The organism is Pseudomonas sp. S2_B07, from assembly GCF_054668435.1.
Genome location: NZ_CP162769.1, coordinates 1,972,435 through 1,991,607 on the forward strand (window position 1 = coordinate 1,972,435; position 19,173 = coordinate 1,991,607).

Below are 19,173 nucleotides of genomic sequence, written 5' to 3' on the forward strand. Positions count from 1 at the left end.
CTCACGCACGATGAGCGCGCCTTTATGATCGGAGCTGATCATGAATAAAAACAACAACGACCAAAGCCTTACGCACATTGAAACCTACGGGGTCGAACAGATCCCCGACAGCGAACGCACCGCAGGCCCGACGGATTTGTTCCGGATGATCTTCGGTGGTTCCAACACCTTTGCCACCGCCGTGCTCGGCAGTTTCCCGGTGCTGTTCGGCCTGTCGTTTCAGGCCGGTGTGCTGGCGATTGTGCTGGGCGTGCTGCTGGGCTCGCTGATCCTTGCACCCATGGGCCTGTTCGGTCCGATCAACGGCACCAACAACGCCGTGTCGTCGGGTGCGCACTTCGGCGTGCACGGGCGGATCGTCGGTTCGTTCCTCTCGCTGTTGACCGCCATCGCGTTCTTCTCGCTCTCGGTATGGAGTTCGGGTGATGCGCTGATCGGTGGCGCCAAGCGTCTGATCGGCCTGCCGGAAACCGACCTGACCCTGGGCCTGGCCTACGGCCTGTTCGCGATTCTGGTGCTGACCGTTTGCATCTATGGTTTCCGTTTCCTGCTGTGGGTCAACAAGATCGCGGTGTGGAGCGCCAGCCTGCTGTTCCTGCTGGGTGTCTTCGCCTTCGCCGGTCCTTTCGATGTGAACTACGCCGGCACCGTCAGCATGGGTCAGCCAGGTTTCTGGGCCGCGTTTATCGGTGCTGCACTGGTAGCAATGAGCAACCCGATTTCCTTCGGTGCGTTTCTCGGTGACTGGTCGCGCTACATCCCGCGTGACACACCAAAAGGCCGGATCATGGCGGCAGTGGTGATCTCGCAGATCGCCACCTTCATCCCGTTCCTGTTTGGCCTGGCCACCGCGACCATCGTGGCGATCAAGGCACCGGACTACATCGCCGCCAACAACTATGTCGGCGGCTTGCTGGCTGTCTCGCCGAGCTGGTTCTTCCTGCCGGTGTGCCTGATCGCAGTGATCGGCGGCATGTCCACCGGCACCACGTCGCTGTACGGCACCGGGCTGGATATGTCCAGCGTGTTCCCTCGCGTGCTGTCGCGGGTCAAGGCCACGCTGCTGATCGGTGTGATGTCGATTGCCTTCATCTTCATCGGGCGCTTTGCGGCGAACCTGGTGCAGAGCGTGTCGACCTTCGCCGTGCTGATCATCACCTGCACCACTCCATGGATGGTGATCATGATCATCGGCCTGGTGGTGCGTCGCGGCTTCTATTGCCCGGATGACCTGCAAGTGTTCACCCGCGGCGAGAAAGGTGGCCGCTACTGGTTCACCCACGGCTGGAACTGGCGTGGCCTGGGTGCCTGGATCCCGAGCGCGGCCATCGGCCTGTGCTTCGTGAACCTGCCGGGGCAGTTTGTCGGACCATTGGGCGAAATGGCCGGCGGTATCGACATCAGCCTGCCGGTCACCCTGGGCCTGGCCTCGCTGGTGTACCTGGCGCTGCTGAGCCTGTTCCCGGAAACAGCCGCGGTGTTTGGCCCGAATGATTCACGCAGCAAGGGCAGCCACACCATGGCAAAGCCTGAACTCCGTCAGCCCGCCTGACACTGATCCAACTGTGGGAGCGAGCCTGCTCGCGATGACGGCAGCACATCCAACATTGATGTGACTGCAAGACCGCTATCGCGAGCAGGCTCACTCCCACAGAGGGATGCCCTACAGAAATACTTTTGCTTCACCATAAAAAAGACAATCGGAGACACGCCACAATGGCTTTGGATTTATTCGTCGTACTCATCTACGCCGCCGCGATGCTGATACTCGGCTACTACGGCATGCGCAAGGCCAAGACCAACGAAGACTTTTTGGTCGCCGGTCGCAACCTCGGCCCGAGCCTGTACATGGGCACCATGGCCGCCACCGTTCTGGGTGGCGCGTCCACCGTCGGCACCGTGCGTCTGGGCTACGTCCATGGCATTTCCGGTTTCTGGCTCTGCGCGGCCCTCGGTTGCGGGATCGTGGCGCTGAACCTGTTCCTCGCCAAACCGCTGTTGAAGCTGAAGATCTACACCGTTACCCAGGTCCTGGAAAAACGCTACAACCCGATGGCCCGCTCCGCGAGCGCGGTGATCATGCTGGCGTACGCGCTGATGATCGGCGTGGTTTCGATCCTCGCCATCGGCACCGTGCTGCAAGTGCTGTTCGACCTGCCGTTCTGGGTCTCGGTACTGGTCGGCGGTGGCGTGGTAGTGATCTACTCGGCGATCGGCGGCATGTGGTCCCTGACCCTGACCGACATCGTCCAGTTCGTGATCAAGACCGTCGGCCTGATGTTCATCCTGTTGCCAATCTGCCTGTACCGCGTTGGCGGCTGGGATGAGTTGGTATTGAAACTGCCGGCCACGGCCTTCAGCTTCACCACGATTGGCTGGGACACCATCATCACCTACTTCATGATCTACTTCTTCGGGATCCTGATTGGCCAGGACATCTGGCAGCGGGTGTTCACCGTCAAGAGCGCCAAGGTGGCTCAAGTCGCCGGTACGTTCGCAGGCGTCTACTGCATCCTTTACGGCCTGGCCTGCGCCCTGATCGGCATGGCCGCTCACGTGCTGATCCCGGACCTGGACAACGTCAACAACGCCTTCGCCGCCATCGTCAAACTGTCCCTGCCGGACGGCATCCGTGGCCTGGTGATTGCTGCTGCCCTGGCGGCCATGATGTCCACCGCCAGCGCCGGCCTGCTCGCCGCTGCCACCACCCTGACCGAAGACCTGCTGCCGAAACTGCGCGGCGGTAAACACTCGAGCCTGGGCATGAACCGCCTGTTCACCCTGTTGACCGGCCTTGTCGTACTCGGCATCGCTCTGGTCGTGAACGACGTGATCAGCGCCCTGACCCTGGCGTACAACCTGCTGGTAGGCGGCATGCTGATCCCGCTGATCGGCGCGATTTTCTGGAAACGCGCCACCACCGCCGGCGCTATCGCCAGCATGGGCATGGGCTTCGCCACTGCGCTGGTGTTCATGTTCAAGGACGGTCTGGATGCCAACTCGCCGATCTACTACAGCCTCGCCGTAGGTCTGGTGGCGTTCGTGGTGGTGAGCTTGATGTCCCGCCGCCCGGCAGTGCTGGCCAGCGCCGCCTAAGCTGAACATAACGACTTGATGCTTTCTTCGACGGGTGTGGCGTCGGTTGCCACACCCGTTTTTTTTCGTCTGAAGGAAACTGCTTATGAAGATCGTCAGCCGCGATCAGTGGTTCGAAGTCAAACAGCTCAGCGACGGCATTCGCCTGATTCACGAGCCGTACATTCGACCTTTCTATCGCTGCAACCTCTGGCACGTTCAGGGCCGCGACAAGGACCTGCTGCTGGACAGCGGCTCGGGACTGGTCAGCCTGCGCGAGCAATTGCCGTGGATCACTGAACGGCCGCTGGTGGCGGTGGCGAGTCATTGCCATTTCGACCACATCGCCGGGCATCACGAGTTTCCTGAACGGCTGGTGCACCCGGCTGAGGCCGACATCCTCGCCGCACCGGACGGCGACAACGATTTGAGCAAGGCCTTTGTCGGCGACGACATGTTCGAGGCTCACCCCGATTGCCCGCTGTGCTACGCCGAATACCGGGTCAAGGCTGCGCCGGCCACGGGTCTGATTGAAGAAGGTGATGTGCTGGATTTGGGTGACCGCGTGCTGCAGGTACTGCACACACCGGGGCATTCACCGGGCGGCATCAGCCTGTATGAAGCGGCGACGGAGACGCTGTTCAGCGGCGACATCATCTATGACGGACCGCTGATCGAAGACGCTTACCACTCCAACCTCGATGCCTACGCCCGCAGCTTGCAACGCTTGCGTGCCTTGCCGATCCGCACAGTGCATGGCGGGCATTTCGGCAGTTTTTCCGGTGAGCATTTGCGCACGATGATTGACGAGTGGCAGCGCTCACACGGCTGAAGCCTGCTGTACTCAAGCGCAGGGACAACAACAATAACGCCCTCCAAGAGCAACCATGAAAAGAGCTGCCGTTCGCCTCGCCGTCCATCAGTTCATCAGCCGCTTGCTGGAGGGCCGCGATGACTTCAGCGACGACGCCAGTCTGGTGGAGTTGGGATTGGATAAAGCGGACATTGAAGACCTGATCTTCCATCTGGAAGATGAACTGGGGTTGACGGCGTTTACGGCGGAAGAAGACCGGATGCTCAAGACCGCCAGGACGGCGAATGATTTGAGTCGGTTTTTGCTGGAGATCGGGCGGCATTGAGTGTGCCCGGTCTCTGAAATTCAGCTGACCCCTGTAGCAGCTACCGAGCACCGCGAGGCTGCGTTCGGCGCGAGTCGCGTTCGGACGGAGCCGTCGGTGGAGTCAGGTTTCGACGTGAGTCAGGTAGATCGTGCATGCAGGATTTACGGCTGCTGCGCAGCCGAACGCTGCCTCGCGGTGCTCGACAGCTGCTACATGCGGCGCGATTACCGGCGGCGCGGCTGGCGTCGGCGCTGTTCGTCGTCCGTCCGAATAGGCACAGGTTGCAGAGGCGGTTCGATCAAACCGAGTGCAACACCCAAGTCGTGCAGCCAGTTTTGGATTTTCTCTTTCATGGTGCCCCCTTCAGGGTAGTGCCGAGCGACCGGAATTCTGAGGCCGCTTCGCACTGATAATAGTCCGAAGTCCTACGCAATGCTCATCAAAAGTCGCAATGATCTGTTACTGAATTGAACAAAATACCTGACCGTTCGTTCAGGCAATCGCCTGGGCTTCAACCGGCGCCCACGGATAGACCGTTCGCTGCTGCTCGATCCACGCATTCAAATTGGCCCCGACCATGCCCTTGCGCCACATCAGCCACGTCGTCGCGCGGGCGAACGGCTCGGCCAGCGGGTGCGCCGCGACACTCTCACGGCCCGGCAGGCTGGCAAGCATCGACTCCGACATCAACGCCACGCCTGAGCCGGCAATCACGCATGCAAGCATTCCTGGATAGGATTCGATCTCCATCGCCCGGCCCATCGCTGCATGGTCGTGGGCGAACCAGGCCTCCAGGCGCATGCGGTAGGAACAGCCCTGGCGGAACGTGAACACCGAGCGCCCTTCCACATCCAGCGCGCTGCGCACCGGCGGGTGATCGGCCTCCGTGATCAGCACCAGCCGTTCGTCGCACAAGGGCACGCCGTCCAGCCCCGCGAGCTCCAGTGGGCCGTCCACCAGCGCCGCATCCAGCCGGCCGGTGAGCAGGCCTTCAAGCAACTCACCGCTCGGCCCGGATTGCACTTGCAGGTTTACCGCCGGGTACGTGCGGTGATAACCCGCCAACAATGGCGGCAGATGAATCGCCGCCGTGCTGTACATGGTGCCGAGCACAAAGTCCCCGGCCGGTTGCCCACCCTGCACGGCAGCACTGGCTTCGTCATGCAGGGCGAACAGCTTGGCGGTGTAGTCCAGCAGGACTTTTCCTGCAGGCGACAACTGCAAACGCTGACGCTCGCGGACGAACAGTTCTACGCCGAGTTGCTCCTCGAGTTGTTTGAGACGCGTCGACAGGTTGGACGGCACTCGATGCAATCGCTCGGCGGCACGGGTGATCGAACCCTCCTGCGCCACGGCCTGGAAGATCCGCAATTGGCTGAACTCCACGATCTTCTCCAAATCAGAACAAGTTACTCACTATTATTCATTTTAAAAGAAAGTCAATCAGTCCTAGCCTGACGGTCATTGATCCTTTGCCGGAACTCAGACCATGTCTCCGCTGATTCGCTTAACCGCCAGTTTTATCGCCCTGATGATGGCCATGGGCATCGGGCGCTTCGCCCTCACCCCGCAAATGCCGCACTTGCTCAGCGAAGGTCAGATCGACCTGACCGCAGCGGGCCTGATTGCCGCCGCCAATTACCTGGGCTACTTCGTCGGCGCATTGGATGCGATGTTCTCGCGCAAGCCGGCGCAAGTCCGTCAGCGCTTGCTGGGCGGGTTGTGGCTGTGTGTGCTGCTGACCCTGGCGTCGTTCTGGGCCAACGGGTTCTGGTCGCATCTGCTGCTGCGTTTCGGCACCGGCGTGGCCAGCGCCTGGGTGCTGGTGATGATCACCGCGCTGAGCCAGCCATTAGCGGCCGCAGCCGGTCGTCCACGGCTGGGCGCATTGGTGTTTGCCGGACCGGGCCTGGGGATTTTTCTAACGGGTTTGTTGGCTTTAGGGTCGAACTTGCTGGGGCAGACCTCCGCGACGCTGTGGCTGGTGTATGCCGGCGTAGCGCTGGTGATGCTGCTGGGGATTCTGCCGTTCCTGCCACAACCTGCGGAAACGGTGGCGGCTGCGCCCGCCGCCGCCACATCGAACAATCAGGGCATCGCTCGATTGGGCGTGATCTATGGCTTGTACGGTCTGGGTTACATCATCCCCGCCACATTCCTCTCACAAATGGCCAACGCGCAGTTTCATGGGCAATGGCAGGCTGACCTGTTCTGGCCGTGCTTCGGCCTGGCGTCGGCTGTCGGAGTGTTGCTGGTGAGCCTGCGTCGACAATCCCCGAATGGCACACGCCATTGGCTGATGATCACGTTGTGGCTGCAAGCTGTCGGGGTCTTCGCGTGCCTGTTGGGCAGCGGAACGGGTCTGGCGTTGGGCGTGCTGCTGTGTGGCACGCCATTCCTGGCCTGCATGCAACTGGTGATGCAACGCTCCCGCGAACTGGCGCCCCACGCCACCCAGCGCAACGCCGGGCTGCTGACCGCATGCTTCGCCGTGGGACAGCTCAGTGGGCCGTTGCTGGCCGCCCTGAGCAGCCATTTCAGTGGCGGTTTGCAGCCCGCGCTGGTGGTTGCCGGCAGCGGATTACTGATCGCCGGCGGCCTGTTGCTGCGCCCGCTCAGTACTGCCCGAGGGCTTTGCGCAAACGACGGCGCACCCACTGCTCAGCGCTGACAAAAGTGATCCCGAGCAAGACCAGCACAGCACCGATGACGAAGTTGAGGCTTAACGCCTCGCCCAATAACACCACGCCGAACGTGACGCCGAACAGTGGCGTCATGAACGAAAACACCGCCAGGTTCGCCGCCAGATAACGCCGCAACAGCCAGAACCAGGTCAGGTAACTGAAGAACGACACCACCAACCCCTGAAACAGCACGCTGGCCACCGCCACGGTGGTCAGGCTGACGTGAGTGACCTGGCCGCTGAGAATCGCGATCAGCATCAGGCCGAAGAAACCGACGATCAGTTGATAGAACAAGGTCAGCGTCACCGGCGCTTCCGACAGCCGTGAAGCGCGCACCACCACCGTGGTTGCCCCCCACGCGGCGCCGGCCAGTACGCCCAGCGCATCGCCCAGCAACATGCGGTGATCGAGGTTATCCCAGGACACGCCACCGGCAAACGCGATGGCGATCCCGACAAAGGCGAGGAAAATCCCCAGCCACTGCACCGGCCTCAAACGCTCACTCGGCAGCAACCAATGCACGCCCAGCGCGGTGAAAATCGGCGCGGTGTAGAGGAACACCGACATGTGCGCGGCCGTCGTCAGTTGCAGGCCTTCAGAAATGAAAAAGAATTCCAGGCCAAACAGCGCGCCGGCCAGCAAACCGCCGCGCCAGGTTGCGCCGACCTGATCCCAGCCGCCTTTCCAGCAGATCAGCAAGCCGACGAGCACTGCGGACATGCCAGACCGCCCCGCCGCCTGCATGACCGGCGCGATGTCCGGTGCCGCCCACTTGATCATTACCTGCTGCACGCCCCAGATCAGGCACAACCCGATCATCACCTGCAGGGCAAACCCGTCGGCGCTACGCCGGCTGGCGCTCACTGTGACACCTCGACAACACAATCCATGGCAGAAACCCGGTAGTCAAAAAGCAAAGCCCGGCACGGGGCCGGGGCTTTTCATTACTGTTGGTGCAGGGTCAGCTTAGTTCAATGCGATCCGCATGAATGACGATCTGGCCATTCTTGTACAGCGCACCAATGGCCTTCTTGAAGTTGCCCTTGCTGACGCCAAACATACTGGTGATCACCGTCGGGTCGCTCTTGTCGCTGACCGGCAGGGAGCCGTTGTTTTCACGCAACTTGGCGAGGATCTTCGAGTTGAGGCTGGTGGCCGCTTCTTCGCCCACCGGTTGCAGGCTCAGGCTGATCTTGCCGTCGGCACGGACTTCTTTGATAAAGCCCTTCTCTTCTTTGCCGGCGCGCATGAACTTGAAGATTTCGTTCTTGTGGATCAGGCCCCAGTGCTTGTTGTTGATGATTGCCTTGAAGCCCATGTCGGTCGCTTCGGCCACCAGCAAATCAACTTCCTGGCCCGGGGTGTAGCTGGCCGGCGTCTTGTCCAGATAGCGGTCCAGACGCGCGGTCGCGGTGATGCGACGGGTGTGCTTGTCGAGGTAGACATGCACTACCACATACTCACCGGCGGTCATCTGGCGTTTTTCTTCGGAGTACGGCAGCAGCAGGTCCTTCGGCAGACCCCAATCCAGGAACACGCCGATGCTGTTGACTTCAACGACTTTCAAACTGGCGAATTCACCGACCTGAACTTTCGGCTTTTCGGTAGTTGCGATGAGTTTGTCATCGCTGTCCAGATAAACAAAAACGTTGAGCCAGTCTTCATCTTCGCTGGGAATATCTTTGGGGATATAACGATTAGGCAAGAGGATTTCACCCTCCGCCCCACCGTCCAGATATAAACCGAAGTTAGTGTGTTTAACCACTTGCAAACTGTTGTAACGCCCGACTAAAGCCATTTCAAATACCCTCATTACGTGGGCGGCATTCTACCCGGTTTTGCGGGCGACGTTCGGCGGCCGGCCGGGTGGCGGGCGAAAATACTGCGCAATCCCTGATTTTCCTGAGGGGTTGACCTGTACGGCTTCGCCACTCGTCAGCCCGACGAGGCGGTTTTGTCCCCTGCCAACCCACCCGAACACGGGCCATTTTCATCAACGTTGTTAGTTAAAACAGTGTGTTAGAGACCTATTTCAGATAATACCCTGAGATAAATTCCAGCCCTGTGCTGTGTATTTTGAGGGGATATTAGCCAAGCAATTGTCAAGTATTTCCTGTACGATGCCTGGCCAAGTTAATTTTCTACAGGTTAATGGCCGCCATGCGTGTAAAAGCATCCAACAGCAAAGCAAAGCCAGCTCCAGCCGTTGAAACCAGCGAATCGATCAACAACCAGATTGCTGCGTTCCTCAAGTCCGGTGGTGAAATCCAGCAAATTGCCAAAGGCGTCAGCGGCCAGACGTTCGGCCCGTCCAAGCAGATCACGCTCGGCAAGAAGTAACACCCTGCTTTAACTGGTCCCAAAGCGCTTTGAGCTTCGAAGCGCTTGGACTGGAACCCTCTCGCAACACCCCGCCAACCCCCTCTAAATTTCAGAAAACGACGAACGGCCCTCAATGCCGAGCATTCGCCGGTATCCTTGCACACGTCTAGAACAAGCGTTCCAGTAGGTTCCCGATCCCTGCTCCTCGCTGTCAATGGAGTGACGCATGCTCAAACCCTTTCTCCTGCTGCTCTGTACAGTGCTCGCCTGTCCGCTCGCCAATGCGCAAATCTTCCAGCGTGAACTGGGCGACTTCGACCTCAAGCTCGGCACCACGCCCAGCCGCAGCATGGCCCAGGGGCTGGTCAAACCCTCCAGCACCGGCTCATTCCATGGCGGCCTAGACCTGACCCACGACAGTGGCTTCTACGTCGGCCAATGGGCACCGAGCATGGGGTTGAGTCCGGGCAAAAACCTCGAAGTCGATTCCTACGCGGGATTTAAACAGCCCTTCGATCAAACCCTCGGCTACGAAGTCGGCATGATCCACTACAGCTATCCGAAAGTGGACACCCTCGACAGCCAGGAGCTCTTCGGCGGCCTGACCCTGCTCGGCAGCCGATTTGGCGCGGCCTTCAGCAACGACCCGGACAAGCTGAACAGAACGCTGTTCGCCGACCTCGGAGGCAACCAGCCGTTCGGCATCGGGATCAGCATGAAATACACCACCCACCAGCTCTACACCCCGGTGTCGGTCGACGGTGGGTACGTCGACAGTTTTACCGACTGGTCGGTGCAACTTTCCCGGCCATTCATGGGCATCGATCTGGACCTCATCTACAGTGACTCCAACCTCAGCGGCAGCAACTGTTCAGCCTATTCCGGGCACAACGGCCAATGCGACGGGTTGGTAACTCTCAAGGCTGAACACGCGTTTTATTGAACGGCTGAACTGCCGGGCTCATCTTGCGTTCACATGAATACCCAGGCTTTCGCAAGGATCCGCCCATGTCGCGCTGGCTAATTCGCTTCGCCGCTTTGATCATTTTGAGCCTCGTCCTTGGCGCATGCAGCCGGGTGGGCCTGGCCTACCGCAACCTCGACGTGATCATTCCATGGACACTCAGCGACTATCTGGACATGAACGGCGAGCAAAAAGGCTGGTTCAACGAGCGCCTCAAAGAGCACCTGAGCTGGCACTGCAGCACACAACTGCCGGGTTATCTGGATTGGCTGGACCGCCTGCAAACCATGGTCGAAACCAACCAGGTCAGCGACGACGCCCTGCAAATCCGCACCGAGGAAGCCAAAGCCGCGATTGCCCAGACCGCCCGGGAAATTACTCCGTCGGCCATCGAGTTGCTGCAGGGGCTGGACGACAAACAAGTCGCGGAAATGAACGACGCTTTCGCCAAAGACCAGCGCAAACGGCAGGTCGAATACCTCAAGCCCCCTCTCGATCAGCAGATCAAGCAACGGGCCGATCGCATGGAAAAACGTCTGGATGACTGGCTCGGCCCACTAAGCCCTACCCAGCAGCAACGGGTGGTCACTTGGTCAAAGGCCTTGGGTGATCAGAACACTCAATGGATCGCCAACCGCGCGCATTGGCAGACGCAGTTCAGCGCGGCGGTTGCCCAGCGCCAAAGTCCCGAATTCCCACAGCGAATCGAGACACTTCTGGTCAATCGCGAGAGCTTGTGGACGCCAGCCTATCGTCAGGCCTACGCCAATACCGAGGCTCAGGCGCGTGGGTTGATCGTGGATTTGATGGCCGAGAGCACACCGGCCCAGCGTCAGCGGTTGTTGAAGAAAATCGGAGTCGTGAGAAAAGACTTCAACGACCTCAAGTGCCTGAAAGCCGCCAAACAATCCTAATCCGGCACAGGTCCCCCGTAGGAGTGAGCCTGCTCGCGATTGCGGTACACCAGTCAATTACTGTTAACTGATACACCGCAATCGCGAGCAGGCTCACTCCTACATTAGTTTGTGGTGGGCTTCAGGCAATCTGCGCTTTAGACGCCACTTCATCAAACGTCACTGCATCCAGCGCATCTTCCTGCTCATCAAGCACCTGACGCGGATGGTCATTCCCAGGAATGCTACTGTCGATCAGGCTCAACAAACTGGAGCCGCGCGGCGTCAGAATGTAATTCGAGCCGGAACCGCCCTGATCCTCAGGCCGCGGTTCGATGTATCCACGCGCCAGCAGCAGCTTTTCGTACTCACCCGCCACCGCTTTCAGGTGATCGAGGTTTTCCGTCTGCTCGCCTTCCGCCGTTTTCTCCGCCACGTACTGCTCGGCATAGGGCCGTGGCGTGAAGCTGCTGGCACCGTTTTGCACTTCGTGCAGCAAGCGTTCAATCAAATCCCAGTTATAAGTCGTCATCCTGATTCAACCTCCAGACCGCGTGATTGTGATGGCCTTCTTAAGTTGTGACCGGTACCGCTCGCAGCCGTTCAGCCGGAGCGCTGAACAGCACCGACCGGCGGTATGTCGAATCCGGCACAGGTCAAACGACTAGGCTGTGTAAGTCACCTCCCAGCCCCCCGCAGGAGAAAAGCCAATGAACATTCAGCATCATCCCGTCGTGTCCCGCGAAGAATGGCTCGCCGCGCGCAAACAACACCTGGCCCACGAAAAAGCCTTCACCAAGGAGCGCGACAAACTCAGCGCAGAACGCCGAGCCCTGCCCTGGGTGAAAATCGACAAGGACTACCACTTCCAAGGCCCCCACGGCGAACTGAAACTGGCCGACCTGTTTGGCGGTCGTAGCCAATTGGTGATCTACCACTTCATGTTCGCCGCCGGATGGGACGAAGGCTGCCCAGGCTGCTCGTTCCTCTCCGACCACATCGACGGCGCCAACCAACACCTGGCGCACCATGACATCGCCGTCGTGGCGGTTTCCCACGCACCGTTCGCCGAATTCCAGCCTTTCAAGCGGCGCATGGGATGGAAATTCGATTGGGTGTCGTCAGAGGGTTGCGATTTCAACTACGACTTCGGCGTCTCTGCGCGGGCCGAAGAGGTCGCCGCCGGTAAAGCCACCTACAACTACGAAAAAACTGATGGGGCCGAAGAAGAACTCCCAGGCTTGAGCGTGTTTTATCGCAATGAAGCCGGCGACATTTTCCATACCTATTCCACCTATGCGCGGGGTCTCGACATGCTGGTCGGCGCCTACAATTACCTCGACCTCACGCCCAAGGGCCGCAACGAAGAAGAGATCATGGAATGGGTGCGGCATCACGACCGCTATGAAGAAAAGGCCGCAGCCAGCTGCTGCCATGGGGGCTAGCCTTCAGAGACCGAGGCGCGGCCATCGCTGGCAAGCCAGCTCCCACAGTGGATCGGTGCCAAACACACAATTTCAAAACACCAAAAATCCCCAGTGGGAGCGAGCTTGCTCCGGGCGGCGTTCCGACGATGAGCCCCGCCCAGCCACCGCTCCTTCAAACGAACCAGACTCCAAGGCCCCAGACAATGAACGTCACCCTGAAAACCCTCCCCCCAGCCCGAGTCGCCTACCTGCGCTACACCGGCCCCTACGGCCCGGAAATCGGCACCTTCTGGCGCGAAACCGTCGCCCCGTGGATGAACGAAAACAACCTGCTCAACCGCGTGCGCTACGGCATCGGCCACGACGACCCGAGCACCACACCCGCGCAATACTGCCGCTACGACGCCTGCGTCGAAGTGCCCGCCGACTTCGAACCGAAATACCCGTTTGCCGTCACTAATCTGCCCGGCGGCCGCTACGCTGTCGCCCACTTCAAAGGCCCGGCCAGTGAAATCCCGGCGGCTTGGGGTGAACTCTGTGGACAGTGGATGCCGCAAAGCGGATTGGCCTACGACCAGCGTCCTGGGTTTGAACGCTACCCGGTGGAGATTTCTTATGATGAGAACAGCGGTGTACTGGAAATGGACATGTGCATCGCCATAAAGGACCAGTAGCACCCAAGACGCGGTGGTCAATTAGCTGAACTTTTCCAGGCCATCAACCCTCAACCGGTTAACCCGCCTTAACCGGAACTGAGGCTCACTTATGAAAACCCTGCTGAACATCACCCTCGTCACCACCTTCGCCTGCGCCCTCCCCGTTTGGGCCTGCACCCCAGAGGAAGCCACCGCCAAGCGCGAGCAACTGGCCCAGGAAGTGGCCAAGCTCACCGAGCAGAATCCGGCCAAAGCCAAAGAGATCAATGCCGAGCTGCAGAAGATGGACCTGGGCACAGCGAGCAAGGATTTGCCGGACAAGTGCCAGCTGATTGATCAGCGCTTGAAGGAACTGAAGACGGCGGACAAGAAGGCCGAGAGCTGATCAACCGACAAATCCCGCGCATAAAAAAACCGGACATCCGTCCGGTTTTTTTGGGTCACGACAACGGCTTATTCAGCAGCTGGCGCTTCCGGCTTGCGGCGCTTGAGCGGCGCCATGCCGTCCTTGCTGACCAGCGACAGAGCGTCGGTCTTCGGGCGGTTGGCGATTTTGCGCTTGGTCGGTGCCTTGGCGCCGGTTTTCTTCTTGTCGCCTTTGGCGTCGACTTTTTTCTTCTTCACGCCAACGGCTTTGCCCGAAGCCTTGACCTTTTTCGGTCCGCCGTAGGTGCCTTTGACTTCCTTGATGGTGCGGCGCTCGAAGCTCTGCTTGAGGTAGCGCTCGATGCTCGACATCAGGTTCCAATCGCCGTGGCAGATCAGCGAGATCGCCAGGCCTTCGTTGCCGGCACGGCCGGTACGACCGATACGGTGAACGTATTCGTCGCCACTGCGCGGCATGTCGAAGTTGATCACCAGGTCCAGGCCATCCACGTCCAGGCCGCGGGCGGCGACGTCGGTGGCAACGAGGATCTTCACGCCGCCCTGCTTCAGGCGGTCGATGGCCAGCTTGCGGTCTTTCTGGTCTTTGTCGCCATGCAGCACGAACGCTTTGTATTCCTGCGCCACCAGACGACCGTAGATGCGGTCGGCCATGGCCCGGGTGTTGGTGAACACGATGGCCTTCTGATAGGTCTCGTTGGCCAACAGCCAGTTGAGGATCTGCTCTTTATGCACGTTGTGGTCAGCGGTGATGATCTGCTGACGGGTGGTCGCGTTCAGGTCGCTGACGTTGTTGACCTGCAGGTGCTCAGGGTTGTTCAACACCTTGGCCACCATGTCGCGCAGGCCCGAACCGCCGGTGGTGGCGGAGAACAGCATGGTCTGCTGGCGGTTGGTGCATTCAGCTACCAGACGCTGTACGTCGTCGGCAAAGCCCATGTCGAGCATGCGGTCGGCTTCGTCGAGGACCAGCACTTCAACTTCTTTCAAGTCAAGGTTGCCGGCGTTCAGTTGCTCGATCATCCGGCCCGGCGTACCGATCAGGATGTCCGGCACCTTGCGCAGCATGGCGGCCTGGACCTTGAAGTCTTCACCGCCGGTGATCAGGCCGGACTTGATGAACGTGAACTGCGCAAAGCGCTCCACTTCCTTGATGGTCTGCTGAGCCAGCTCGCGGGTCGGCAGCAGGATCAGGGTCTTGATGCTGACGCGGACTTTCGCCGGGCCGATCAGACGGTTGAGGATCGGCAAGACGAAGGCAGCGGTTTTGCCGCTACCGGTTTGCGCAGTCACCCGCAGGTCACGCCCTTGGAGCGCCAGCGGAATAGCCGCTGCTTGCACTGGCGTTGGCTCGACAAATTTAAGCTCGGCCACGGCTTTGAGCAGGCGTTCGTGCAGGGCGAATTGGGAAAACACGGGTGCTACCTCGAAGAAATACAAAAAAACAGCTGCATAGGGTAACGGTTTCGAGCGCTCAGGCCGAGTTTCTTTACGAAAACGACGATAAACAGTGGCTTTTTGTTGCCTGATTTGTCTTCAAACGTCATCCAAACCCTCTTAAATGCTCTAATCGCCCGATCGTGTCCTTCCGGAGAATCGTTTTAGCCCATGGATATCAAACAGCTCTGGCTCAACGCCCAAGACCTCTGGGGTGCCCTCGATCAGCACCCGCTCCTGCATTCAAGCCTGGCGCTGATGTTGTTGCTGGTCATTGCACTGGTCCTCGGACGAGTGGCGCGTTTCCTCATTCTTCACGCGACCAAAATACTCGGCCGCCAACCGGCGCTGCACTGGATCAACGACTTCCGGCACAACAAGGTCTTTCATCGCCTCGCGCAGATGACGCCGTCACTGGTGATTCAATTTGGCTTGCACCTCGTGCCGGAGCTGAGCAAGACCAGCCTGAATTTCCTCGGCAATGTGGCGTTGGCGTTCACCACTCTGTTCCTCTTGCTAGCGATCAGCGCCCTGCTCAGCGCCTTGCTGGACATCTACGCGCGCACCGAACACGCCCGCACGCGCTCGATCAAGGGCTACGTGCAACTGACAAAAATGGTCTTGTACGTGCTGGGTGCGATCGTCATCGTCTCCACCCTGATCGACCGTTCGCCGCTGTTGCTGCTGTCGGGTCTGGGTGCCATGTCGGCGGTGATTATTCTGGTCTACAAAGACACGCTGCTGTCGTTCGTGGCCAGCGTGCAACTGACCAGCAACGACATGCTGCGGGTAGGCGACTGGATCGAGATGCCGCAGGTCGGCGCCGACGGTGACGTGGTCGACATCACGTTGCACACGGTGAAGGTGCAGAACTTCGACAAGACGATTGTTTCGATCCCGACCTGGCGCCTGATGTCCGAGTCGTTCAAGAACTGGCGCGGCATGCAGCAATCCGGCGGTCGACGGATCAAGCGCAGCCTGTTCATCGATGCCAGCGGCGTGCGTTTCATCCGCGATGACGAAGAAGAGAAGTTGTCGCAAGTGCATCTGCTGACCGATTACATCGGTCGCAAGCAGGCCGAACTCAAGGCCTGGAACGCAGCACAAGGCAATGTGGCGGCCATGTCCGCCAACCGTCGGCGGATGACCAACATCGGGACCTTCCGCGCGTATGCGTTGGCGTACCTGAAGAGTCACCCCGAGATTCAGCCCGGCATGACCTGCATGGTGCGGCAGATGCAGACCACCGCGCAGGGTATTCCGCTGGAAATCTACTGCTTCACCAGCACCACGGCGTGGGCGGATTACGAGCGGATTCAGGGGGACATTTTCGACTATCTGCTGGCGGTGCTGCCGGAGTTCGGGTTGAGTCTTTATCAGCAGCCGAGCGGTGGGGATATGCGTGCGGGGTTGCTGCCGGCGATGCTGGGTGCAAGCCACATTCCCGACGCCGATAAACACATCATGTAAACACCACTGAACCAATGTGGGAGCGAGCTTGCTCGCTCCCACAGGGATTCGCATCGTTTCCGGGACTGGCGGGTTACTTGACCTGCCGCTGCGGTGCCTTGTGCACCATGGTGTAAGCGTAATCCACGCCCATTCCATAGGCGCCGCTGTGCTCCAGCACCAACTCCATCACCGCTTCGTAAGTGTCTTTGTGTGCCCAGTCACGTTGGTACTCAAGCAACACTTGTTGCCAGGTCACCGGCACCGCACCCGCCTGAATCATCCGCTGCACCGACATGTCGTGCGCCTCTTTGGTGGTGCCGCCGGAAGCGTCCGTCACGATGTACACCTCGTAACCTTCAGCCAACGCTTCCAGTGCCGGGAAGGTCAGGCAGACCTCGGTCCACAGCGCGGCAATGATCAGTTTTTTGCGGCCGGTGGCTTTCACCGCGTCAACCAGCGCCTTGTCTTCCCATGAGTTCATCGAGGTGCGCTCGATCGGCTTTTGCTCCGGGTGAACCGCCAGCAATTCAGGCCAGATGTAACCGCTGAAGCTTTCGGTTTCCACCGAAGTGTAGATAGTCGGCACGTTGAAGATCTTGGCAGCCTTGGCCAGGCCTACCGTGTTGTTCTTCAGCGTTTGACGGTCGATCGACTGCACGCCAAACGCCATTTGTGGCTGATGGTCGATCAGGATCAGGGCGGAGTTGGTTGGGTTGAGCAGTTCACGAATAGACATGACGCGTTCCTTTTGATGTCGATTTCAAAGTGAGTAATGGGTGAGTCGACGCTGCCGTCTGCGGCGTTGTCGTCGGCTTGGATGTCACTTTAAGGGCTAGCAAAGAAGGGGACAATTCCCTAAAATCGAGAATCATTGATTCTAAAATAGGGACAATCATGGATCGCATCGAATGTATGCGCGCCTTTGTCGTCACGGTCGGCGAGAACGGTTTCGCCGCGGCTGCACGGGCAATGGATGTGCCGCGATCAAAAGTCAGTAAACAGATTCAGGCGCTGGAGGAAGCCATCGGCGTGCAACTGCTGCAGCGCACCACCCGCAGCCTGCACTTGACCGAGGCTGGCGCCGAATACTTCGATGCAGCACGCGAAGTGCTGGCCTCGCTGGATGAGGCCGAACAGCGTGCGCGTAACGGCATTGGCGAGTTGCGTGGGGTGTTGCGGGTCAACGCGCCGATGTCCTTTGGCTTGCGCCGACTGGGGCCACTGATACCCCTGTTTCATGAGCAGCACCCGAACATCGAGTTGCAACTGGTGCTCAGCGATCAGCAGGTGGACCCCGTGCGCGGTGGTTTCGACGTGACCATCCGCATTGCAAGCATGCCCGACTCGACGATGATCGCCCGGCAACTCGCGCCGGCCCCGCGCATCATGGTGGCGTCCCCGGCGTATCTGGCGCGCGCAGGCATACCGCAGACCCCGCAAGACTTGCGCGCCCACCAGTGCCTCAACTACGGGTATCTGCAAAGTGGCGTCAGCCTGCAGTTGTGCAATGGCAAGGAAACTCAACGGGTCAACGTAACCGGGCCCTTGCATGCCAACAATGGCGACTTGCTCGCTCAGGCCGCCGAAGCCGGAATGGGTATCGCCCTGTTGCCCAATTTCATTGTCGAGGATGCGTTGGCGGCCGGCCGCCTGGTGCCGGTGATGTGCGAATGGCAGGCACCCGCGATCACGATTAACGCGGTGTACCCTTCGGCACGTCGGGTCCCGCAAAAGACCCGGACGTTTATTGAGTTTTTGGTGGAGCAGTTGGCCGAGAAGTAATGCGCATCATTCCTACAGGGGTTATGTGGTGGTCAGTGGTTTGCGGACACCCAACCGACTGATCCACACCGCCATCAGAATCACCGACCCGCCGAGAAACAACCGTCCCAACGCCTCATGCTGATTCCAGATCAGCAGATTGATCAGCAACCCCACAGGCACATGCAGGTTGTTCATCACCGCCAGCGTTCCGCCGTTCACCATGCACGCGCCCTTGTTCCACCAATACAATCCCAGCGCGGTCGAGACCAGCCCGAGGAACACCAGCACGCCCCATTGCAGCGGCGCTTCGGGCAGGAAGTTCTGTTTGCCGAACAGCAGGAATGCCGGCAAGGCCACGGCCAATGCGCCGAGGTAGAAGTAGCCGAAACGCCGGTAATGCGGCAGATCGCTCGGGTGGCGCGCCACCAGATGCTTATAAAGCACCTGCCCGGCGGCGTAGGTGAAGTTGGCCAGTTGCAGCAGCAGGAACCCCATGAAGAAATCCGGGTTGATCCGGTCGTAGCGAATCACCGCCGCGCCCATCACCGCCACCAACGCGGCGATCAATGCCCACGGATTGAAACGCCGGTTCAGCGCGTCTTCGATCAAGGTCACGTGCAATGGCGTGAGGATGGTGAACAGCAACACTTCCGGCACCGTCAGCACGCGGAAGCTCAGGTACAGGCACACGTACGTCACGCCGAACTGTAACGCACCGATCAACAGCATGCCGCGCATGAACGCCGGTTCCACCGAACGCCAGCGCGTCAGCGGGATGAACACCAGCCCCGCCAGCACGACCCGCACCAGCACTGCGAAATAGCTGTCGACGTGACCGGCCAGGTATTCGCCGATCAAACTGAAGGAAAACGCCTGGATCAGCGTGACAAAAAGTAGATAGCCCATGTTCGCCTCGTTTTGAATGGCGGCGACGATAACGGGTTTTGCCTGGTATCGCGAACAGGCTCGCTCCCACAGGGGATTTGGATGTTTA

The 19,173-nt window shown here is 59.6% G+C and carries 21 protein-coding genes; 13 read left to right on the plus strand and 8 right to left on the minus strand.

What is annotated here, in order from left to right; all coding sequences use genetic code 11:
* Positions 1 to 40 precede the first annotated feature (40 nt).
* The 4 genes from AB4N43_RS09170 (at position 41) to AB4N43_RS09185 (ending at position 4,214) form a co-directional block, all read left to right on the plus strand.
* Positions 41 to 1,552 (plus strand): purine-cytosine permease family protein, encoded by a 1,512-nt coding sequence (locus tag AB4N43_RS09170; RefSeq protein ID WP_027925810.1) that lies wholly within the window; start codon positions 41 to 43, stop codon positions 1,550 to 1,552.
* A gap of 164 nt (positions 1,553 to 1,716) precedes the next feature.
* Entirely contained in the window at positions 1,717 to 3,096 is a 1,380-nt protein-coding gene (locus AB4N43_RS09175; protein WP_027925811.1) for a sodium:solute symporter family protein, read from the plus strand.
* An 85-nt stretch (positions 3,097 to 3,181) separates the two neighbouring features.
* Positions 3,182 to 3,907, plus strand: coding sequence for an MBL fold metallo-hydrolase (locus tag AB4N43_RS09180; protein WP_059181409.1), 726 nt, complete (start codon positions 3,182 to 3,184; stop codon positions 3,905 to 3,907).
* A 55-nt stretch (positions 3,908 to 3,962) separates the two neighbouring features.
* On the plus strand, positions 3,963 to 4,214 hold the full coding sequence (locus AB4N43_RS09185; protein WP_027925813.1) for a phosphopantetheine-containing protein: 252 nt from the start codon (positions 3,963 to 3,965) through the stop codon (positions 4,212 to 4,214).
* A gap of 206 nt (positions 4,215 to 4,420) precedes the next feature.
* Here the strand turns inward: AB4N43_RS09185 and AB4N43_RS09190 are convergent, their stop codons facing one another.
* Both AB4N43_RS09190 and ptrR read right to left on the minus strand, forming a co-directional pair.
* Positions 4,421 to 4,549, minus strand: a complete 129-nt coding sequence (locus AB4N43_RS09190; protein ID WP_003184145.1) for a PA1414 family protein — start codon at positions 4,547 to 4,549, stop codon at positions 4,421 to 4,423.
* 139 nt (positions 4,550 to 4,688) lie between these two features.
* Entirely contained in the window at positions 4,689 to 5,582 is an 894-nt protein-coding gene (ptrR, locus tag AB4N43_RS09195) for a putrescine utilization regulator PtrR (RefSeq protein ID WP_027925814.1), read from the minus strand.
* Positions 5,583 to 5,685: 103 nt separating this feature from the next.
* Here ptrR and AB4N43_RS09200 point away from each other — a divergent pair, with 103 nt between their 5' ends.
* Positions 5,686 to 6,867 carry an MFS transporter gene (locus AB4N43_RS09200; RefSeq protein WP_027925815.1) on the plus strand — a complete coding sequence of 394 codons (1,182 nt, stop codon included), beginning with the start codon at positions 5,686 to 5,688 and terminating at the stop codon, positions 6,865 to 6,867.
* Here AB4N43_RS09200 and AB4N43_RS09205 read toward each other — a convergent pair.
* Both AB4N43_RS09205 and AB4N43_RS09210 read right to left on the minus strand, forming a co-directional pair.
* The gene (locus AB4N43_RS09205) at positions 6,812 to 7,744 is read right to left on the minus strand and encodes a DMT family transporter (RefSeq protein WP_059181411.1); all 933 of its coding nucleotides are present in this window, start codon (positions 7,742 to 7,744) and stop codon (positions 6,812 to 6,814) included. The two genes, AB4N43_RS09200 and AB4N43_RS09205, sit on opposite strands and share 56 nt — an antisense overlap.
* Positions 7,745 to 7,841: 97 nt before the next feature.
* Entirely contained in the window at positions 7,842 to 8,678 is an 837-nt protein-coding gene (locus tag AB4N43_RS09210; protein ID WP_027925817.1) for a CvfB family protein, read from the minus strand.
* Positions 8,679 to 9,031: 353 nt separating this feature from the next.
* Between AB4N43_RS09210 and AB4N43_RS09215 the strand changes: the two genes are divergently transcribed.
* From AB4N43_RS09215 to AB4N43_RS09225, 3 genes are all read left to right on the plus strand, one after another.
* Positions 9,032 to 9,220 carry a hypothetical protein gene (locus AB4N43_RS09215; protein ID WP_017337097.1) on the plus strand — a complete coding sequence of 63 codons (189 nt, stop codon included), beginning with the start codon at positions 9,032 to 9,034 and terminating at the stop codon, positions 9,218 to 9,220.
* A 208-nt stretch (positions 9,221 to 9,428) separates the two neighbouring features.
* Positions 9,429 to 10,145: a TorF family putative porin gene (locus tag AB4N43_RS09220; protein WP_027925818.1), complete on the plus strand. Its 717-nt coding sequence runs from the start codon at positions 9,429 to 9,431 to the stop codon at positions 10,143 to 10,145.
* Positions 10,146 to 10,210: 65 nt separating this feature from the next.
* Positions 10,211 to 11,080 (plus strand): DUF6279 family lipoprotein, encoded by an 870-nt coding sequence (locus AB4N43_RS09225; RefSeq protein ID WP_059181412.1) that lies wholly within the window; start codon positions 10,211 to 10,213, stop codon positions 11,078 to 11,080.
* A gap of 121 nt (positions 11,081 to 11,201) precedes the next feature.
* Here the strand turns inward: AB4N43_RS09225 and AB4N43_RS09230 are convergent, their stop codons facing one another.
* On the minus strand, positions 11,202 to 11,591 hold the full coding sequence (locus AB4N43_RS09230; protein ID WP_027925820.1) for a hypothetical protein: 390 nt from the start codon (positions 11,589 to 11,591) through the stop codon (positions 11,202 to 11,204).
* Positions 11,592 to 11,769: 178 nt separating this feature from the next.
* Here AB4N43_RS09230 and AB4N43_RS09235 point away from each other — a divergent pair, with 178 nt between their 5' ends.
* The 3 genes from AB4N43_RS09235 (at position 11,770) to AB4N43_RS09245 (ending at position 13,527) form a co-directional block, all read left to right on the plus strand.
* Positions 11,770 to 12,504, plus strand: a complete 735-nt coding sequence (locus AB4N43_RS09235; protein WP_194939848.1) for a DUF899 domain-containing protein — start codon at positions 11,770 to 11,772, stop codon at positions 12,502 to 12,504.
* A 185-nt stretch (positions 12,505 to 12,689) separates the two neighbouring features.
* Entirely contained in the window at positions 12,690 to 13,160 is a 471-nt protein-coding gene (locus AB4N43_RS09240) for an AraC family transcriptional regulator (RefSeq protein WP_410921380.1), read from the plus strand.
* A 91-nt stretch (positions 13,161 to 13,251) separates the two neighbouring features.
* Positions 13,252 to 13,527: a hypothetical protein gene (locus AB4N43_RS09245; RefSeq protein ID WP_027925823.1), complete on the plus strand. Its 276-nt coding sequence runs from the start codon at positions 13,252 to 13,254 to the stop codon at positions 13,525 to 13,527.
* 68 nt (positions 13,528 to 13,595) lie between these two features.
* On the opposite strand, the gene AB4N43_RS09250 is transcribed toward AB4N43_RS09245, so the two are convergent.
* Positions 13,596 to 14,942: a DEAD/DEAH box helicase gene (locus AB4N43_RS09250; protein ID WP_027925824.1), complete on the minus strand. Its 1,347-nt coding sequence runs from the start codon at positions 14,940 to 14,942 to the stop codon at positions 13,596 to 13,598.
* Positions 14,943 to 15,134: 192 nt separating this feature from the next.
* On the opposite strand from AB4N43_RS09250, the gene AB4N43_RS09255 reads away from it, so the two are divergent.
* A complete protein-coding gene (locus tag AB4N43_RS09255; protein WP_027925825.1) occupies positions 15,135 to 16,433 on the plus strand; it encodes a mechanosensitive ion channel family protein in 1,299 nt (432 codons plus the stop codon).
* A 73-nt stretch (positions 16,434 to 16,506) separates the two neighbouring features.
* Here the strand turns inward: AB4N43_RS09255 and AB4N43_RS09260 are convergent, their stop codons facing one another.
* The gene (locus AB4N43_RS09260; protein ID WP_027925826.1) at positions 16,507 to 17,151 is read right to left on the minus strand and encodes a hydrolase; all 645 of its coding nucleotides are present in this window, start codon (positions 17,149 to 17,151) and stop codon (positions 16,507 to 16,509) included.
* 158 nt (positions 17,152 to 17,309) lie between these two features.
* Between AB4N43_RS09260 and AB4N43_RS09265 the strand changes: the two genes are divergently transcribed.
* Entirely contained in the window at positions 17,310 to 18,197 is an 888-nt protein-coding gene (locus AB4N43_RS09265; RefSeq protein ID WP_410921381.1) for a LysR family transcriptional regulator, read from the plus strand.
* Positions 18,198 to 18,218: 21 nt separating this feature from the next.
* Here the strand turns inward: AB4N43_RS09265 and AB4N43_RS09270 are convergent, their stop codons facing one another.
* Positions 18,219 to 19,085 (minus strand): carboxylate/amino acid/amine transporter, encoded by an 867-nt coding sequence (locus AB4N43_RS09270; protein WP_460153829.1) that lies wholly within the window; start codon positions 19,083 to 19,085, stop codon positions 18,219 to 18,221.
* Between the last annotated feature and the right edge of the window lie 88 nt (positions 19,086 to 19,173).

Bases quoted from the DNA above. Each gene is read 5' to 3' on its own strand.
- AB4N43_RS09170 (WP_027925810.1), top strand. From the start codon at position 41: ATGAATAAAAACAACAACGACCAAAGCCTTACGCACATTGAAACCTAC.
- AB4N43_RS09175 (WP_027925811.1), top strand. From the start codon at position 1,717: ATGGCTTTGGATTTATTCGTCGTACTCATCTACGCCGCCGCGATGCTG.
- AB4N43_RS09180 (WP_059181409.1), top strand. From the start codon at position 3,182: ATGAAGATCGTCAGCCGCGATCAGTGGTTCGAAGTCAAACAGCTCAGC.
- AB4N43_RS09185 (WP_027925813.1), top strand. From the start codon at position 3,963: ATGAAAAGAGCTGCCGTTCGCCTCGCCGTCCATCAGTTCATCAGCCGC.
- AB4N43_RS09190 (WP_003184145.1), bottom strand. From the start codon at position 4,549: ATGAAAGAGAAAATCCAAAACTGGCTGCACGACTTGGGTGTTGCACTC.
- AB4N43_RS09200 (WP_027925815.1), top strand. From the start codon at position 5,686: ATGTCTCCGCTGATTCGCTTAACCGCCAGTTTTATCGCCCTGATGATG.
- AB4N43_RS09210 (WP_027925817.1), bottom strand. From the start codon at position 8,678: ATGGCTTTAGTCGGGCGTTACAACAGTTTGCAAGTGGTTAAACACACT.
- AB4N43_RS09215 (WP_017337097.1), top strand. From the start codon at position 9,032: ATGGCCGCCATGCGTGTAAAAGCATCCAACAGCAAAGCAAAGCCAGCT.
- AB4N43_RS09220 (WP_027925818.1), top strand. From the start codon at position 9,429: ATGCTCAAACCCTTTCTCCTGCTGCTCTGTACAGTGCTCGCCTGTCCG.
- AB4N43_RS09225 (WP_059181412.1), top strand. From the start codon at position 10,211: ATGTCGCGCTGGCTAATTCGCTTCGCCGCTTTGATCATTTTGAGCCTC.
- AB4N43_RS09230 (WP_027925820.1), bottom strand. From the start codon at position 11,591: ATGACGACTTATAACTGGGATTTGATTGAACGCTTGCTGCACGAAGTG.
- AB4N43_RS09235 (WP_194939848.1), top strand. From the start codon at position 11,770: ATGAACATTCAGCATCATCCCGTCGTGTCCCGCGAAGAATGGCTCGCC.
- AB4N43_RS09240 (WP_410921380.1), top strand. From the start codon at position 12,690: ATGAACGTCACCCTGAAAACCCTCCCCCCAGCCCGAGTCGCCTACCTG.
- AB4N43_RS09245 (WP_027925823.1), top strand. From the start codon at position 13,252: ATGAAAACCCTGCTGAACATCACCCTCGTCACCACCTTCGCCTGCGCC.
- AB4N43_RS09255 (WP_027925825.1), top strand. From the start codon at position 15,135: ATGGATATCAAACAGCTCTGGCTCAACGCCCAAGACCTCTGGGGTGCC.
- AB4N43_RS09260 (WP_027925826.1), bottom strand. From the start codon at position 17,151: ATGTCTATTCGTGAACTGCTCAACCCAACCAACTCCGCCCTGATCCTG.
- AB4N43_RS09265 (WP_410921381.1), top strand. From the start codon at position 17,310: ATGGATCGCATCGAATGTATGCGCGCCTTTGTCGTCACGGTCGGCGAG.
- AB4N43_RS09270 (WP_460153829.1), bottom strand. From the start codon at position 19,085: ATGGGCTATCTACTTTTTGTCACGCTGATCCAGGCGTTTTCCTTCAGT.